Source organism: Nonomuraea sp. NPDC049480 (genome assembly GCF_044465905.1).
In the GTDB taxonomy this organism is placed as follows: domain Bacteria; phylum Actinomycetota; class Actinomycetes; order Streptosporangiales; family Streptosporangiaceae; genus Nonomuraea.
In genome coordinates, this window is the sequence record NZ_JBITMD010000004.1 from 53,423 (window position 1) to 68,276 (window position 14,854).

Below are 14,854 nucleotides of genomic sequence, written 5' to 3' on the forward strand. Positions count from 1 at the left end.
GCGCACGAGGAAGGCAACAACCCCCCAGGAGGTCCGCAGGTGGACACATCGAACACACCTCCGGCGACGGCAACGCCGCCGGTAGAGGATCAACGAGTATGGAAAGCGGGCCGGCTCGAGCCGATGCCCATCAGGAAGCTGCCGGACGCACCTCCCTCGGTGCACATTCTCGGGCCGACGGTCTTCCTCGTCGCGCTGGGTGTGGGCATGGGCGAGTCGTACATGTGGCCCAGGCTGGTGCTGTTGTTCGGGCCGGAGATCAGGTGGCTGTTCCTGATCGGCGTCACGCTGCAGGCCGTGGTCATGCTGGAGATGGCGAGGTACGCCATGGCCACGGGGGAGAGCATCTTCTCCGGCGCGGCCCGGGTGTTCAAGCCGTTGATGTGGTTCTTCTTCATCGTCGCGATCGCCGTCTACATCTGGCCGGGACACCTGTCGGCGGGCGCGGCGGCGTTCGAGGAGATAACCGGGATCCCGTGGGTGGTGACCGCGGTCGCCGGCCTGATCCTGGTCGGCGTGGTCTTCAGCCTGGCCAAGGTGATCTACAACGTCCTGGAGAACGTGCTGTCGCTGCTCATCGGCGCGCTCGTGCTCGGCACCTCGGTGGTGGCGGCCATGGTCGGCTCCTGGAGCGACGTGAGCACCACGATCAGCGGGATGTTCGCCGTCGGCTATCTGCCGGCGGAGGCCATGTCGGCGGCCTGGTTCCCGGTGATCGTGGGGGCGTGCGCGTTCGCCGGTCCCTCGGGCATGCAGCAGATGTGGTACACGCTGCACCTGCGTGACTCCGGGGCCGGCATGGGCGCGCACATGCCCAAGGTGCGCGGGCTGAGGCACGCGGGCGAGCAGGAGGCCATGCCCTCGCGCGGCTTCATGTTCGACACCGAGGACCCGGCCGAGATGGCCAAGTGGAAGGGCTGGCGGCGCTGGGTCACGTTCGACGCGCTCCTGCTGTTCTGGGGCATCACCATGCTGGTCACGATCTCCTTCACGGTGATCGCCCAGTCGGCGGTGCGGATCGACCCGGGCGTGCGCGACGTCATCCGGGGCGACGACCGGGAGGTGGCGCTCTCCGCCATGTCCAACGCCGTCTCCTCGGCCGGCAGCTCCGTGCTCGGCACGATCTTCCTCGGGTTCATCGCGCTGATCGGCCTGAACGCGACACTGGGGCTCTTCGACTCCTTCTCCCGTGGCCAGGCCGACATGACCTACAACTTCGTGCCGGGGGCGAAGAAGCTGCGCATGTCGCATCTGTACGCCGGCTTCCTCTGGGGCGTGATCATATTCGGCATCCTGATCCTGCTGTTCGGCCCCGCTGACGGGCCGAGCGGGATCCTGGACACGCTGGCGTTCCTGTCGACGTTCGCGATGGGCGCGTACTGCGTGACGCTCCTGCTGGTGAACAACCGCATGTTGCCGAAACCGATCCGGCCCAAGTGGTGGACCAACGTGATCATCGGGTTCGGTGCGGTGTTCTACCTCGGGATGCTGTTCTACAGCCTCTTCGCCTTCGGCGTGGTCGTGGGCTGATGGACGGACGGCACAGCATCGAGCTCGCCCTGCCCGGGGCGTCGATCGGAGCCGTCGCCGGTGCCATGGCCGGTGGGCTCACCCTCTTCGCGGGGGTGCCCACCGGTATGGCGGCGCTGTCCGCGCTGGCACTCGCCGTGCCGCTCGCCCTGTTCGGCGGGCTGTTCGGCGTGCTGCTCGGCCACGGCGTGCTCCTGCCGGGGACGTTCGGGCCGGCGGGCCTGTACTGGATGGCGGCCTTCCCCCTGTCCCGGCTGCTCCAGGAGAGCCTGACCGGGATCGGCATGACCGACGGCGTGCTCGGCTTCCTCGTCTACCAGGCGATGGTTGCCCTCGGGTTCGCGATCGGCTTCGTCTGGCTGCACGAACGCCTCATGCCGTACTGGCTGCTGCGCCGTGCGGGCGCCAACCCGCGCGCCAAGCTGCTGCTCGGCTCCTACGTACGGCACGCCGAGGCGCTGCGCGGAAGGAAGGGGGCCAAGCGTTGAACCTGCCCGTCTGGGTCTGGCTGGCTACGATAGGCGGCTTCGGCATCGTCCTCGCGTTCGACTTCTGGCTGGTCGCGCGCAACCCGCGCGAGCCCTCCTTCAAGGAGTGCGTGGGCTGGGTGTCGTTCTACGTCAGCCTGGCCGTGGCCTTCGGCATCGGCCTGCTGGCGTTGTCCGGCCCCTCGCACGGCGGGGAGTTCTTCGCCGGATGGATCACCGAGTACTCGCTCAGCGTGGACAACCTCTTCGTCTTCCTGCTGATCATGAGCCGGTTCCGCGTGCCCCGGCAGTATCGCCAGAAGGTGCTGCTCATCGGCATCGTGCTGGCGCTGTTCATGAGGGGCGGCTTCATCGCGGCCGGGGCGGAGGCGGTCTCCAGGTTCGACTGGCTGTTCTACCTGTTCGGCGCCTTCCTCGTCTACACCGCGTGGAAGCTGATCGGTCACGAGGACGAGGAGGCGGAGTTCTCCGAGAACATCGCGCTGCGTACCGTGCGCCGGGTGCTCCCGACCACGGACACCTACCACGGCGCCCGCCTCACCGTGCACTTCGGTCGCAGGATGGTGACCCCGATGCTGATCGTGATGGTCGCCATCGGGACCACCGACCTGCTGTTCGCGCTCGACTCCATCCCGGCCATCTTCGGGCTCACCAAGGAGCCCTATCTGGTGTTCACCGCCAACGCCTTCGCCCTCATGGGGCTGCGGCAGCTCTTCTTCCTCATCGGCGGGCTGTTGGACCGGCTCGTCTATCTGAGCAAGGGGCTGTCGGTGGTGCTCGCCTTCATCGGGGTGAAGCTCATCCTTGAGGCGCTGCACCACGACGGCGTGTCGTGGGCGCCGGAGATCCCGATCATGGTGTCTCTCGGGGTCATCGTCGGCACTCTCGCCGTCACCACGGTGCTGAGCCTGATGAAGTCGGCTCGCGATGCCAAGAAGGAGGCGAAGGAGCCAGAGCCTGTGGAGCGCTGACCACGCCGCGGTGGGGAGCTGGGCCGGCCCCTGCCGCGGCTCAGCGCCTCGGGGTCTTGCGTACGTCGTGCTCCGCGGCCCACTGCCGCAGGTAGCGCTCGGCGTCGTCGGCCGAGTAGTGCTTCTTGAGCGCCGCGCTCAGGCCGACGCCGAGCGCCCGGCCGTCCGCTGACTGACCCAGGGGATCACCCAGGAGAAAGCGAATGAACGCCTTCATGGTCATGCACCTCCTGTCCGTGTGGCTCCATCCTCTACCCGAGGTGTTTCGGAGCATGTCGATTACTGTGAACGTCAGGTAATCCGCTGTCATCCCGCGGTGCGGCGGCGCCGGCGCACCGGCTTCTGCTCGGGCTGAACGGGCTCGTTCTCGCGCTGCTCCATGTAGGAGGCGCGGGTGTGCTCGGTGTGCTCCCGCATGATCTTCGCCGCCCGGCGTTCGTCGCCGGCCTCGATGGCGTCGATGAGCGCGGTGTGCTCCTCCCACGAGGCCATGCCGCGCTGGCGGGCCACCGGCGTGTGGTACCACCGCACGCGCCTGGCCACCTGGCTGGCCAGCTCGGCGAGCACTCTGTTGCCGGACAGGGCCGTCACCACGGCGTGCAGCTCGGAGTTGATGGCCACGGCCGAGTCGATGTCGTCGGACTCCACCGCGGCGATGCCGCGCGAGCACAGCGCGCGCAGCCGCTTCACGCCGTCCTCGCCCGCGTGCTGGGCGGCCAGCCGCGCGGACTCGGTCTCCAGCAGCGCGCGCACGGCGAGCAGCTGATCGGCCTCCTCTACGGTGGGGACGTGCACGAACGCGCCCTGGCCGGGGTGCAGGTCGACCCAGCCCTCGCCGCTGAGCTGCTGCAACGCCTCTCGAACCGGCTGCCTGGACACGCCGAGGAGATCGGCCAGCTCGCTCTCGACCAGGTGCTGGCCGGGCTTGAGCTGGCCGGAGACGATGAGTTCCTGGATGGCCTCGATGACGCTCTCCCGGAGCGTGGCGGGGCGGCGAATCTTGGTGGCCGCCGCCTGGCCGGCCTGATCCGACAGCAACATGGTCACGACTCCAGGGGCTGCGTTAACGGTTTTTCGTCGACTGCCTACAGCATACCGTTCGCTGGGCGAACTGGGCTGGTGAACCTCGTCACAAGGGGATGGTCAGGGGTAGACCCGGGATGCGCAGGCGCGGCGTGGCCAGGGCCGGGACGGCGGCGAGCGCCGCGGCGGACAGGAGGGCGGCCACTGGGGCGGTGAGGGCGATCAGGGCCAGGACGACGGCCACGACTCCCGCCACGGCCTTCGCGCTGTAGACGACGGCGTGGATCTCGCCGGCCCGCTCCACGCCGAAGAACTCCCGGACGAGGCTGGCGAGGAGGGGATAGAACGCCCCGCCGCCCAGTCCGGCCATGACGACCCCAAGCCAGAGCAGCACCCCGCTCCCCACCACGCCGCCGACCGGCGCCGCTCCCCCTGCCGCGGGGAGCGTGCCGGTGGTCGCCGGCGTGACGTCCAGTGCGGCGGCCGCCAGCAGCGCTTGGCCGAGCGCGAGGGCGCCCAGGACGGCGGCCAGCACTCTGCGGCGGCCGAACAGCTCCGACCACCGCATGGCCACTGACCGGCTCGTGCCGTTGAGCGCCACCAGGACCGCCACCGCGGCCCAGGACCCCGTGCCCGCCACCACGATCACGTCGAACACCGACACCGCGCCCGCGCACGTCAGGATCAGTGCGAGCGCCGGCAGCGTACGGGTGCGCAGCGCCTGGGGCAGCCGGAACTGCTTGGCGGCCTCCGGGGTGACCCGCAGCCGCGCGGCGTCCAGGGCATGCGTGCGCGGGTCCAAGTCGTCGGGCCACCACAGGGCCGGCGGCAGCCGCAGGTGCCGGGCCGCGGCCCCGATGACGGCCACCGCGACGAGCGCGGCGGTCAGGAAGGCGGCGGACGTGGCGCCGGGGGCGATCCCTGCCCAGAGCAGCAGCGGGACGGCCCCGTACCCGAAGGCGCCGGTGATCAGGCCGACACGGGCGGCGGGCCGCTCCGGATACCAGGAGGAGACGACCTCCCCGCACACCCCGTAGACCAGCCCCGCGCCCAGCCCGCCGAGCAGCGCGTAGCCGGCGAACGCCACCAGGCCGCCGGCCGCGAGCAGCGACGACGCCTCGCTCCCGCTCCATGCGGACGACGGGCCGCCGGCGCTCCCGGCGATGAGCCCTGGTCCGGTCAGCGCGGCGGTCAGCAGGCCCACCCCGCTGAGGGCCGCCCCGCCGTACAGCGCGGGGCGCACGCCGAGGCGCCCACTCCGGACCCAGCGGAGCGCGGGGAGCGCGCCGGCCGCCTGGCAGGCGATCCAGGCGGCCAGGAGGGTCAACCCGGCGGCCTCGCGGGCGAGGAGCGCGGCGTAGGCGTACTGGAGCGGGCTGATCGCCGCCATGGCGGCCCAGGCCAGCCAGAACATGCGGGTGCGGTCGGCGGGGACGGGCCCTGGGAGGTACGGACGGCCTCGCCAATCTCGGATTGCATTCTCCATACTGTATGGAATATCCACAAATCCGAGGCCCTGTCGAGACCCTAGACGGAGGATATTCCATACGGTATACCGTAGACAAAGGAGGCTCGAATGGACCTGTACGAGTACCAGGCGAAGGAGCTCTTCGGGCGTCACGGGATCCCGGTCCCGGCAGGCAAGGTGGCGGCCACCCCGGCCGAGGCCCGCGAGATCGCGGCCGAGCTGAACGCGCCCGTTGTCATCAAGGCCCAGGTGAAGACCGGCGGACGGGGCAAGGCGGGCGGGATCAGGCCGGCGGCGGGGCCGGTCTCGGCCGAGCACGAGGCCGCCCGCGTGCTCGGGATGGACATCAAGGGACACGTCGCGCGCCGCGTGCTGGTGGAGGCCGCGACCGTGCCGTTCGAGGAGTACTACGCGGCCTTCCTGGTGGATCGGGCCGAGGGCGGCTTCCTGGCGATGGTGTCCGGCCAGGGCGGCATGGAGATCGAGGAGCTGGCGGCCACCGACCCCGACGCCATCGTGAAACTGCCGATCGACCCGGTGGCGGGGGTGGACGCGGACACCGCGCGGCTGCTGGCGGCCAAGGCGGGACTACCGGAGCAGGCGGCCGGCGCGCTGGAGAAGCTGTGGCAGGTCCTGGTCGCCGAGGACGCGGTGCTGGTCGAGGTGAACCCGCTGATCTGCACGACCGACCAGCGGATCGTGGCGCTCGACGGCAAGGTCACCCTCGACGACAACGCGCATTTCCGGCACGCCTGGGAGTACACCGAACGTACCGGCAGTTTGGAGGACCAGGCCAGGGCCAAGGGGTTGAACTACGTCAAGCTCGACGGCCGGGTGGGCGTCATCGGCAACGGCGCGGGCCTGGTCATGAGCACGCTGGACGTGGTCGCCGGGGCGGGCGCGGCCCCGGCCAATTTCCTGGACATCGGCGGCGGCGCGTCCGCCAAGATCATGGCCGACGGGCTGGACATCGTCCTGGCCGACCCCGGTGTGCGGTCGGTGCTGGTCAACGTCTTCGGCGGCATCACGGCCTGCGACGCGGTGGCCAACGGCATCGTCACCGCGCTCGAACTCCTCGGCGAGCGCGGCCGCGGCAGGCCCATCGTCGTACGGCTGGACGGCAACAACGCCGAGGTGGGGCGGCGCATCCTCAGCGAGGCGCGGCACCCGGCCGTCCGGCAGGTCTCCACCATGGACGGCGCCGCCGAGATGGCGGCCAGACTCGCGGCAGGTGCGTGAGATGGCGATCTTTCTGACCAAGGACAGCCGGGTGCTCGTGCAGGGCATGACGGGCGCGGAGGGCAGCAGGCACACGGCCCGCATGCTGGCCGCGGGGACCGACATCGTGGCCGGCGTGACGCCGGGCAAGGGCGGCCGGTCGGTCGACTTCGGCGAGCGCACGGTGCCGGTGTTCGGCTCCGTGGCCGAGGCGGTGGAGGAGACCGGGGCGGACGTGTCGGTGGTGTTCGTGCCGCCGCGGTTCACCGGCGGGGCCGTGGAGGAGTCCGTGGCGGCGGGCGTGCCGCTGTGCGTGGTGATCACCGAGGGCGTGCCCGTGCACGACGCGGTACGCTTCCGCGCCCTCGCGCGCGGCGGCCGTACCAGGATCATCGGGCCCAACTGCCCCGGTCTGATCAGCCCCGGGCAGTCCTCGGCCGGGATCATCCCCGCCGACATCACCACCGCCGGCCGCATCGGCCTGGTCTCGAAGTCCGGCACGCTGACCTACCAGCTCATGTACGAGCTGCGCGACCTCGGCTTCTCCACCGCCGTCGGCATCGGCGGCGACCCGGTGATCGGCACCACCCACATCGACTGCCTGAAGGCATTCCAGGCGGACCCGGGCACGGACGCCATCGTGATGATCGGTGAGATCGGCGGCGACGCCGAGGAACGGGCCGCGGCCTACATCGAGCAGCACGTCACCAAGCCGGTGGTGGCCTACGTGGCCGGCTTCACCGCGCCCGAGGGCAAGACCATGGGCCACGCGGGCGCCATCGTGTCCGGCTCGGCCGGCACCGCCCAGGCCAAGAAGGAAGCCCTGGAGAAGGTCGGCGTCCGCGTCGGCAAGACCCCGTCGGAGACGGCCCGCCTCATGCGCTCAGCGCTGGCACCGAGCCCGCCGAACGGAGTGAGGCCATGAACACGTTCGACGTCAACCTCTCCATTCTCTTCACGGACCTGCCGCTGCTGGAGCGCCCGGCCGCGGCGGCCAAGAACGGGTTCGACGCCGTCGAGCTGTGGTGGCCGTTCGGCACCCCGGACCCGACCGGCGCCGAGCCGGCCGCCCTGCGGCAGGCCATCGAGGACGCCGGGGTGCGGCTCGTCGGGCTGAACTTCGACGCCGGCGACATGGCCGCGGGCGAGCGCGGCCTGCTGGCCAGGCCGGACGGCTCGGCCCGCTTCCACGCCAACGTCGACGCCGCGATCCGCCTGGCGGGCGAGCTGGGCTGCGGGGTGCTCAACGCTCTGTACGGCAACGGCCCGGACACCGACAGGGACCTGGCCGTGGCGAACCTGCGCAGGGCGGCCGACGCGGCGGCCGGCATCGGCGCGACCGTGGTCGTCGAGGCGCTCAACTCCCACGAGAACCCGAAATATCCGATCACGTCATCGGAAGCGGCGTTCGCGCTGATCGACGAGGTGGACAGGGAGAACGTGGCCTTCCTGGCCGACCTCTACCACCTGCACCGGATGGGCGAGGACGTGCTCGCGCTCATCGACCGGCACGCCGGGCGGTTCGGCCACGTGCAGATCGCCGACGACCCCGGCAGGGGCCGGCCGGGGAGCGGGCGCATGCCGTACCCGGAGATCTTCGCGCGGCTGGAGGCTGCGGGCTACCGGGGACACGTCGGCCTGGAGTACCGGCACGAGGGTCCTGGAGCGTTCGACTGGAGGCTGGCATGAACATCGGCTTCATCGGCTTGGGGATCATGGGCAGCCCGATGGCGGCCAACCTCCTCAAGGCCGGACATACCGTGACCGGCTACGACGTGAGCGCCGAGCGGGTGGACCAGCTCGTCGCACTCGGCGGCAAGGGCGCCTCCAGCGTGGTCGACGCGGTCGGCGGGGCGGACGCGGTGATCACGATGCTGCCCGACTCGCCGCAGGTCGAGGAGGTCGCGCCACTGGTCGTCGAGTACGCCCGCCCGAGCCTCCTCTACATCGACATGAGCACGATCAAGCCGGAGACCTCCCGCAGGGTGGCGCTGCGGGCGGCGGCCGTGGGCGTACGGGCGCTGGACGCCCCCGTCAGCGGCGGCGAGCGCGGCGCCGTCGACGGCACTCTCTCGATCATGGTGGGCGGCGCGGCCGAGGACGTCGAGGCGGCCCGCCCGATCCTGTCGGCGCTCGGCACGACCGTGGTCCACGTCGGCCCCGCCGGCGCCGGGCAGACCGTCAAGGCCGCCAACCAGCTCGTCGTGGGCGGCATCTACGGGCTGGTGTCGGAGGCCATCGTGCTGCTGGAGGCGTCCGGCGTGGACCCGGCGGCCGGGCTCGACGTGCTCGCGGGCGGCCTGGCCGGTTCCCGGATCCTGGAGCTCAAGCGGCACACCATGGTCAGGCGCGAGTTCGCCCCCGGCTTCCGCATCGACCTGCACCACAAGGACATGGGCATCGCCGTCGCCGCCGCCCGTGAGGCCGGGGTCAGCCTGCCGCTCACCGGGCAGGTCGCCCAGCTCGTGGCCGCGGCCAGGGCGCAGGGCCACGGCTCGCTCGACCACTCCGCCCTGCTCAAGGTCGTCGAAAGGCTCAATGGATGATGAAGCGCATCCCTTGCATGGAGGCCGTGGTCGCGGTGCTGGAGTCGGAGGGCGTGGACACGGTCTTCGGCATCCCCGGGGCGGCCATCCTGCCGCTCTACGCCGCGCTCCAGCACAGCTCGATCAGGCACATCACGGTACGCCACGAGGAGGGCGGCACCCACGCGGCCGACGGCTGGGCCAGGGTCACCGGGAACGTCGGCGTCTGCATCGGCACCTCGGGCCCGGCCGGCACGAACATGATCACCGGTCTCTACACCGCCCTGGCCGACTCCATCCCGATGATCTGCATCACGGGTCAGGCCGTGTCCTCCAAGCTGCACCAGGAGGCGTTCCAGGCGGTCGACATCGTGGAGATCGCCCGGCCGGTGACCAAATGGGCGGTGCAGCTCAAGGAGCCCGCCCAGGCGCCCTGGGTGTTCAGGGAGGCGTTCCGGATCGCGCGGTCCGGGCGGCCCGGGCCGGTGCTCATCGACCTGCCGATCGACGTGCAGCGCGGCACCTGCCTGTACGACCGGGACCTCGACGCGCCGCTGCCCGTCGAGGAGCCCAGGCCGCTGCCCGGGGCCGTGCGCAGGGCCGTGGAGATGCTGGCGGAGGCCAGGCGGCCGCTCATCCTGGCCGGCGGCGGCGTGATCGGCGCCGACGCGAGCGAGGAGCTGCTCGCGCTGGCCGAGCACCTCCAGGTGCCCGTGCAGGTGACGCTCATGGGCAAGGGCGCCTTCCCTGAGGACCATCCGCTGTTCGCCGGCATGGCCGGCATCCAGACGCAGACGCGGTGGGGCAACGCCGCGTTCCTGGCCAGTGACCTGGTGCTGAGCGTGGGGGCGCGGTTCGGCGACCGGCACACCGGCGACCTCGGCGTCTACCGGCGGGGGCGGAAGTTCGTCCACGTGGACATCGAGCCCACGCAGATCGGCCGGGTCTTCGAGCCCGACCTGGGGATCGTCGGGCACGCCCGGCCGGTGCTGGCCGAGCTGCTGAACGAGGCGCGCCGCCGTACCGTGCCCGCTCGGGAGAAATGGGTGCGCAAGGTCGCCGAGCTGCGGCGCACGATGGGCCGCCGGGACGACTTCGACGACGTGCCGATCAAGCCGCCGCGGGTGTTCAAGGAGATCAACGAGTTCTTCGACCGGGACACCACGTTCGTCACCGCCATCGGGCTCTACCAGATCTGGTCGGGCCAGTTCCAGACGACGTACCTGCCGCGCCGCTACCTGGTGTGCGGGCAGGCCGGGCCGCTGGGCTGGGAGGTGCCGGCCGCCATGGGCGTCAAGTGCGCCCATCCCGAGCGGCAGGTCGTGGCGGTGGTGGGCGACTACTCCTTCCAGTTCCTCATGGAGGAGGTCGCGGTGGCCGCCCAGTACCGGATCCCGTTCGTCATCATCATGATCAACAACGAGTATCTGGGCCTGATCAGGCAGGCCGAGATCCCGTACGGCATGAACTACGCCGTGGACCTGCACTACGGCGAGGGCGGCATCGACCACGTCAAGGTCATGGAGGCGTTCGGCTGCCCGGCGCGCCGGGTGGAGCTGCCCGGCGACATCCGCGACGCGCTCGCCTGGGCGTCCGTCGAGGCGGCGCATGAGCGGCTGCCGGTCCTGGTGGAGGTGATGGTCGAACGCGAGGCCAACGCCGCCATGGGCCCATCGCTGGAAGCGATCAAGGAGTTCGAGCCGTTGCCCGAGCTCATCACCGCCGACTGGTCCGACTGAGGAGGCACGCACATGCGGCTCAAGCCGGGTACGGCCTGGTCCGACGCCTACGACCGCTGCTGCGCGGCGGCGCCCGAGGCCTTCCACGACGACCGCGTGCTCAACCACTGGGGCGGCATCTGGCACCGCGACGGACGCCCGGTGCCCGGTTTCTCGCCCCTGGACGGCACCGCCATCGCCGGCCCTCCCCGGCTCGACCGGGCGGGCGCCGGCCGTGCGGTGGCGGGCGCCGTCGAAGAGCACCGGCGCTGGCGGCACGTACCGCTCGCCCAGCGCAAGGCCATGGTGACGGCGGCCGTCGACGCCATGGCCGCCCACCGCGACCTGCTGGCCCTGCTCCTGGTCTGGGAGATCGGCAAGCCGTGGAAGACGGCCTGCGCCGACGTGGACCGCTGCCTGGACGGGGTCCGGTGGTACGTGGAGGAGATCGACCGCATGGTCGCCGGGCGCACGCCGCTGCCCGGCCCGGTCAGCAACATCGCGAGCTGGAACTACCCGATGAGCGTGCTCATGCACGCCATGCTGGTCCAGGCGCTGGCCGGGAACGCGGTCATCGCCAAGACCCCCACGGACGGCGGCTTGTGCTGCCTCACCCTGGCCTGCGCGCTGGCCGTCCGCGAAGGGCTGCCGTTCACGCTGGTCAGCGGGGGAGGGGCGGACCTGTCGCCGGTCCTGGTGGCAGGGCGGTCGCTGGGGTGCGTGTCGTTCGTCGGCGGCAGGGACGCCGGGGCGAAGGTCGCCACCTCGCTGGCCGACCTCGGGCGCCGGCACGTGCTGGAGCAGGAGGGGCTCAACTGCTGGGGCGTGTGGGAGTACGGCGACTGGGACCTGCTCACGAGGCAGATCCGCGCGTCGTTCGACTACGGCAAGCAGCGCTGCACCGCCTACCCGCGGTTCGTCGTGCAGCGCTCGCTGTTCAACGAGTTCCTCAGGGCCTACCTGACGGCGGTCGAGTCGTTGCGCCACGGCCACCCCCTGGCCGTCGCCGCCCCCGACGATCCGCTGCCGGAGCTGGACTTCGGCCCGCTGATCAACGCCTCGAAGGCCAAGGAACTCGCCGACCAGGTGGACGAGGCGGTCGCGCGCGGCGGCGTCCCGCTGCACCGCGCGTCCCTGAACGCCGGACATTTCCTGCCGGGGCAGGATATTTCCGCTTACTTCGCCCCGACGGCCCTCCTCAACCCGCCCCGCTCCTCACCCCTCCACCACGCCGAGCCCTTCGGCCCGGTCGACACGATCGTGCTGGTGGACACGGAGGCGGAACTGCTGGCCGCCATGAACGCCAGCAACGGCGCCCTCGTCGCGACCCTCTCCTGCGACGAGGAGGAGACCTTCCGCCGGCTGGCACCCGAGGTCCGGGCCTTCAAGGTCGGCCACAACCGCCCGCGCTCGCGCGGCGACCGCGAGGAACTGTTCGGCGGCCTCGGCGCCTCCTGGCGCGGCGCCTTCGTCGGCGGCGAACTCCTGGTGCGGGCCGCCACCACCGGCCCGGACACCGAACGCCTCCCGGGCAACTTCCCGCACTACACGCTGCTGCCCTGAAGCCCTAAAAGGCCCCGAAGCGGGTCGCCACGAGCAGCACGAGGAACGTCGTCATGGCGACCCGCAGCAGCTTCGCTCCAGGCCGCAGCGACGGCCACGACAGGTATGCCAGCCACCCCACGAACGCCAGCACCACCAGCGCCGCCACCCCGCCCAGCGGATTGGCCACGGCGAATCCGGCCAGCAGCAGGACCACCAGCACCACGGGCGGCACCCACCGCGGCAACTGCGTGGACAGGTAGGTCAAGGGCACCGCGCTGCGCTGCTCCACGGCCTTGCGCAGGCCGGTCGCGCCCGGCGTGAAGAATCGCTCACCCTCGGGGAGCGGGCGCTTGTTGTTCGAGGCCACCCCCAGAGCCTACGGGAGATCGCGCACCGTGCGGGTGAAGCGCCTCTAGGCTGTTGCAGGTGCTCGCCGTGATCCGATACACCGTGCCAGAGTCCCAGTCCCAAGACTTCGTCAAGCAGGGGCAGACCATCCTCGACACGTTCGCCGCCCAACCCGGCTACGAGCGGGGCCGGCTGGCCCGATCGGTCGATGAGCCCAATCTGTGGGCCATGATCACGGAATGGGAGGGCGCCGGGTTCTACCGCAGAGCGCTCTCCGCCGCCCGGATGGCGATGTATCCGCTGATGATTCTCATGGTCCACGAGCCCAGTGCGTACGAGGACATATACACCCAAGACCGGGCATAGGATTTACTCGCGCGCGAGAGTGGGCGGCAGTCCCCTAAGCTGGGATCTCATCAATTTCACTCGCCGACCTCCAGCCGGAAAGAGATTCAACCAAATGGCACGACGCACCGACGTCATGGACACCATCGTCAGCCTCGCCAAACGCCGCGGGCTCGTTTACCCGTCGAGCGAGATCTACGGCGGACTTCGCGCGTCGTGGGACTACGGTCCCCTGGGTGTCGAGCTGAAGAACAACGTCAAGCGGCAGTGGTGGCTGTCCATGGTCCAGGCCCGCGAGGACATCGTGGGTCTCGACTCCTGCGTCATCCTCGCGCCCGAGGTGTGGCGGGCCAGCGGCCACGTCGAGACGTTCACCGACCCGCTGACCGAGTGCCTGTCCTGTCACAAGCGCTTCCGGGCCGACCACCTCGTCGAGGCCTACGAGGAGAAGAACGGCAAGTCGCCCGAGGGCGGCCTGGCCGACATCACCTGCCCCAACTGCGGCAACAAGGGCACCTTCACCGAGCCCCGGCAGTTCAGCGGCCTGCTCAAGACGTTCCTCGGCCCGGTCGAGGACGAGTCCGGCCTGGCCTTCCTGCGCCCGGAGACCGCGCAGGGCATCTTCATCAACTACCTCAACGTCCAGCAGTCCGCGCGCAGGAAGATCCCGTTCGGCATCGGCCAGATCGGCAAGTCGTTCCGCAACGAGATCACGCCGGGCAACTTCATCTTCCGCACCCGCGAGTTCGAGCAGATGGAGATGGAGTTCTTCGTCAAGCCGGGCACGGACGAGGAGTGGCACCAATACTGGATCGACGAGCGCTTCCGCTGGTATTCCGATCTGGGCATCAACAAGGACAACCTGCGGCTCTACGAGCACCCCAAGGAGAAGTTGTCCCACTATTCCAAGCGGACGGTGGACGTCGAATACCGCTTCAACTTCGCCGGTTCCGAGTGGGGTGAGCTCGAAGGCATCGCGAACCGCACCGACTTCGACCTCAGCTCCCATTCCAAGGCGTCGGGCGTCGACCTCAGCTTCTTCGAGCAGGACACCGGGGAGCGCTACGTTCCCTACGTCATCGAGCCGGCGGCCGGCGTCGACCGCGCCACGCTGACGTTCCTGCTCGACGCCTACAGCGAGGACGAGGCCCCCAACGCCAAGGGCCAGATGGAGAAGCGCACGGTCATGCGGCTCGACCACCGGCTCGCGCCGGTCAAGGCCGCGGTGCTGCCGCTTTCGCGCAACGCCGACCTGTCGCCGAAGGCCCGCGACCTGGCCGCGCAGCTGCGCCGCCGGTGGAACGTCGAGTTCGACGACGCGGGCGCGATCGGCCGCCGCTACCGGCGCCAGGACGAGATCGGCACGCCCTTCTGCATCACGGTCGACTTCGACACGCTGGAAGACCAGGCCGTGACGATCCGCGAGCGCGACAGCATGGCCCAGGAGCGCATCGCCATCGACGGCGTGGAGTCCTATCTTCGCCAGCACCTGAACGACTGATCCTTCGGTTCGAAAAGGCCGCTCGCCGCACTTCGGCGGGCGGCTTTTCGATTCCGGCGGCCGGGGCCCGCATGAACCACAGAGCCGGCGTTCGCCTGTCATACGGGTTCGTCACCCGCCGGGATCGTATGGTCCAAACTTTGACCACATGTGGCCGTCGTGATTGACAAGAGT

The 14,854-nt window shown here is 70.4% G+C and carries 15 protein-coding genes; 11 read left to right on the forward strand and 4 right to left on the reverse strand.

Annotated features, from left to right (window positions below):
• Positions 1–123: 123 nt before the first annotated feature.
• From ACIBX3_RS13465 to ACIBX3_RS13475, 3 genes are read left to right on the forward strand one after another with little or no spacing between them, the layout of a single operon-like run.
• Positions 124–1,530, forward strand: a complete 1,407-nt coding sequence (locus ACIBX3_RS13465) for an Nramp family divalent metal transporter (RefSeq protein ID WP_397116481.1) — start codon at positions 124–126, stop codon at positions 1,528–1,530.
• Positions 1,530–2,018: a hypothetical protein gene (locus ACIBX3_RS13470; RefSeq protein WP_397116483.1), complete on the forward strand. Its 489-nt coding sequence runs from the start codon at positions 1,530–1,532 to the stop codon at positions 2,016–2,018. The genes ACIBX3_RS13465 and ACIBX3_RS13470 overlap by 1 nt, the downstream gene beginning before the upstream one ends.
• Positions 2,015–2,989, forward strand: a complete 975-nt coding sequence (locus tag ACIBX3_RS13475; protein ID WP_397116485.1) for a TerC family protein — start codon at positions 2,015–2,017, stop codon at positions 2,987–2,989. Before ACIBX3_RS13470 ends, ACIBX3_RS13475 begins: the two co-directional genes overlap by 4 nt.
• Positions 2,990–3,029: 40 nt before the next feature.
• Here ACIBX3_RS13475 and ACIBX3_RS13480 read toward each other — a convergent pair whose 3' ends face one another.
• The 3 genes from ACIBX3_RS13480 to ACIBX3_RS13490 all read right to left on the reverse strand — a co-directional run bounded on the left by ACIBX3_RS13480 (position 3,030) and on the right by ACIBX3_RS13490 (position 5,426).
• Entirely contained in the window at positions 3,030–3,206 is a 177-nt protein-coding gene (locus tag ACIBX3_RS13480; RefSeq protein ID WP_397116487.1) for a hypothetical protein, read from the reverse strand.
• Between the two features lie 89 nt (positions 3,207–3,295).
• Positions 3,296–4,030: a GntR family transcriptional regulator gene (locus tag ACIBX3_RS13485; protein ID WP_397116489.1), complete on the reverse strand. Its 735-nt coding sequence runs from the start codon at positions 4,028–4,030 to the stop codon at positions 3,296–3,298.
• Positions 4,031–4,118: 88 nt separating this feature from the next.
• Positions 4,119–5,426, reverse strand: coding sequence for a hypothetical protein (locus tag ACIBX3_RS13490; RefSeq protein ID WP_397116491.1), 1,308 nt, complete (start codon positions 5,424–5,426; stop codon positions 4,119–4,121).
• A 162-nt stretch (positions 5,427–5,588) separates the two neighbouring features.
• Here ACIBX3_RS13490 and sucC point away from each other — a divergent pair, with 162 nt between their 5' ends.
• From sucC to ACIBX3_RS13520, 6 genes are read left to right on the forward strand one after another with little or no spacing between them, the layout of a single operon-like run.
• The gene (sucC, locus tag ACIBX3_RS13495) at positions 5,589–6,719 is read left to right on the forward strand and encodes an ADP-forming succinate--CoA ligase subunit beta (RefSeq protein WP_397116492.1); all 1,131 of its coding nucleotides are present in this window, start codon (positions 5,589–5,591) and stop codon (positions 6,717–6,719) included.
• Position 6,720: 1 nt separating this feature from the next.
• Positions 6,721–7,623, forward strand: a complete 903-nt coding sequence (gene sucD, locus ACIBX3_RS13500) for a succinate--CoA ligase subunit alpha (protein WP_397116494.1) — start codon at positions 6,721–6,723, stop codon at positions 7,621–7,623.
• Positions 7,620–8,387: a hydroxypyruvate isomerase family protein gene (locus ACIBX3_RS13505; protein WP_397116496.1), complete on the forward strand. Its 768-nt coding sequence runs from the start codon at positions 7,620–7,622 to the stop codon at positions 8,385–8,387. Before sucD ends, ACIBX3_RS13505 begins: the two co-directional genes overlap by 4 nt.
• Positions 8,384–9,244, forward strand: coding sequence for a 2-hydroxy-3-oxopropionate reductase (locus ACIBX3_RS13510; protein WP_397116498.1), 861 nt, complete (start codon positions 8,384–8,386; stop codon positions 9,242–9,244). Before ACIBX3_RS13505 ends, ACIBX3_RS13510 begins: the two co-directional genes overlap by 4 nt.
• The gene (gene gcl / locus ACIBX3_RS13515; protein ID WP_397117396.1) at positions 9,244–10,962 is read left to right on the forward strand and encodes a glyoxylate carboligase; all 1,719 of its coding nucleotides are present in this window, start codon (positions 9,244–9,246) and stop codon (positions 10,960–10,962) included. Before ACIBX3_RS13510 ends, gcl begins: the two co-directional genes overlap by 1 nt.
• Before the next feature lie 12 nt (positions 10,963–10,974).
• On the forward strand, positions 10,975–12,504 hold the full coding sequence (locus tag ACIBX3_RS13520) for an aldehyde dehydrogenase family protein (RefSeq protein WP_397116500.1): 1,530 nt from the start codon (positions 10,975–10,977) through the stop codon (positions 12,502–12,504).
• 4 nt (positions 12,505–12,508) lie between these two features.
• Here ACIBX3_RS13520 and ACIBX3_RS13525 read toward each other — a convergent pair whose 3' ends face one another.
• Positions 12,509–12,853, reverse strand: coding sequence for a DUF6703 family protein (locus ACIBX3_RS13525; RefSeq protein WP_397116502.1), 345 nt, complete (start codon positions 12,851–12,853; stop codon positions 12,509–12,511).
• A gap of 68 nt (positions 12,854–12,921) precedes the next feature.
• Here ACIBX3_RS13525 and ACIBX3_RS13530 point away from each other — a divergent pair, with 68 nt between their 5' ends.
• The gene (locus tag ACIBX3_RS13530; RefSeq protein ID WP_397116504.1) at positions 12,922–13,200 is read left to right on the forward strand and encodes an antibiotic biosynthesis monooxygenase family protein; all 279 of its coding nucleotides are present in this window, start codon (positions 12,922–12,924) and stop codon (positions 13,198–13,200) included.
• Positions 13,201–13,294: 94 nt separating this feature from the next.
• The gene (locus ACIBX3_RS13535; protein ID WP_397116506.1) at positions 13,295–14,680 is read left to right on the forward strand and encodes a glycine--tRNA ligase; all 1,386 of its coding nucleotides are present in this window, start codon (positions 13,295–13,297) and stop codon (positions 14,678–14,680) included.
• The last annotated feature ends 174 nt before the right edge of the window (positions 14,681–14,854 follow it).

Excerpts from the sequence above, each read along its gene's own strand:
- ACIBX3_RS13465 (WP_397116481.1), top strand. The coding sequence starts at position 124 with ATGCCCATCAGGAAGCTGCCGGACGCACCTCCCTCGGTGCACATTCTC.
- ACIBX3_RS13470 (WP_397116483.1), top strand. The coding sequence starts at position 1,530 with ATGGACGGACGGCACAGCATCGAGCTCGCCCTGCCCGGGGCGTCGATC.
- ACIBX3_RS13480 (WP_397116487.1), bottom strand. The coding sequence starts at position 3,206 with ATGAAGGCGTTCATTCGCTTTCTCCTGGGTGATCCCCTGGGTCAGTCA.
- ACIBX3_RS13485 (WP_397116489.1), bottom strand. The coding sequence starts at position 4,030 with ATGTTGCTGTCGGATCAGGCCGGCCAGGCGGCGGCCACCAAGATTCGC.
- ACIBX3_RS13490 (WP_397116491.1), bottom strand. The coding sequence starts at position 5,426 with ATGTTCTGGCTGGCCTGGGCCGCCATGGCGGCGATCAGCCCGCTCCAG.
- sucC (WP_397116492.1), top strand. The coding sequence starts at position 5,589 with ATGGACCTGTACGAGTACCAGGCGAAGGAGCTCTTCGGGCGTCACGGG.
- sucD (WP_397116494.1), top strand. The coding sequence starts at position 6,721 with ATGGCGATCTTTCTGACCAAGGACAGCCGGGTGCTCGTGCAGGGCATG.
- ACIBX3_RS13505 (WP_397116496.1), top strand. The coding sequence starts at position 7,620 with ATGAACACGTTCGACGTCAACCTCTCCATTCTCTTCACGGACCTGCCG.
- ACIBX3_RS13510 (WP_397116498.1), top strand. The coding sequence starts at position 8,384 with ATGAACATCGGCTTCATCGGCTTGGGGATCATGGGCAGCCCGATGGCG.
- gcl (WP_397117396.1), top strand. The coding sequence starts at position 9,244 with ATGAAGCGCATCCCTTGCATGGAGGCCGTGGTCGCGGTGCTGGAGTCG.
- ACIBX3_RS13520 (WP_397116500.1), top strand. The coding sequence starts at position 10,975 with ATGCGGCTCAAGCCGGGTACGGCCTGGTCCGACGCCTACGACCGCTGC.
- ACIBX3_RS13535 (WP_397116506.1), top strand. The coding sequence starts at position 13,295 with ATGGCACGACGCACCGACGTCATGGACACCATCGTCAGCCTCGCCAAA.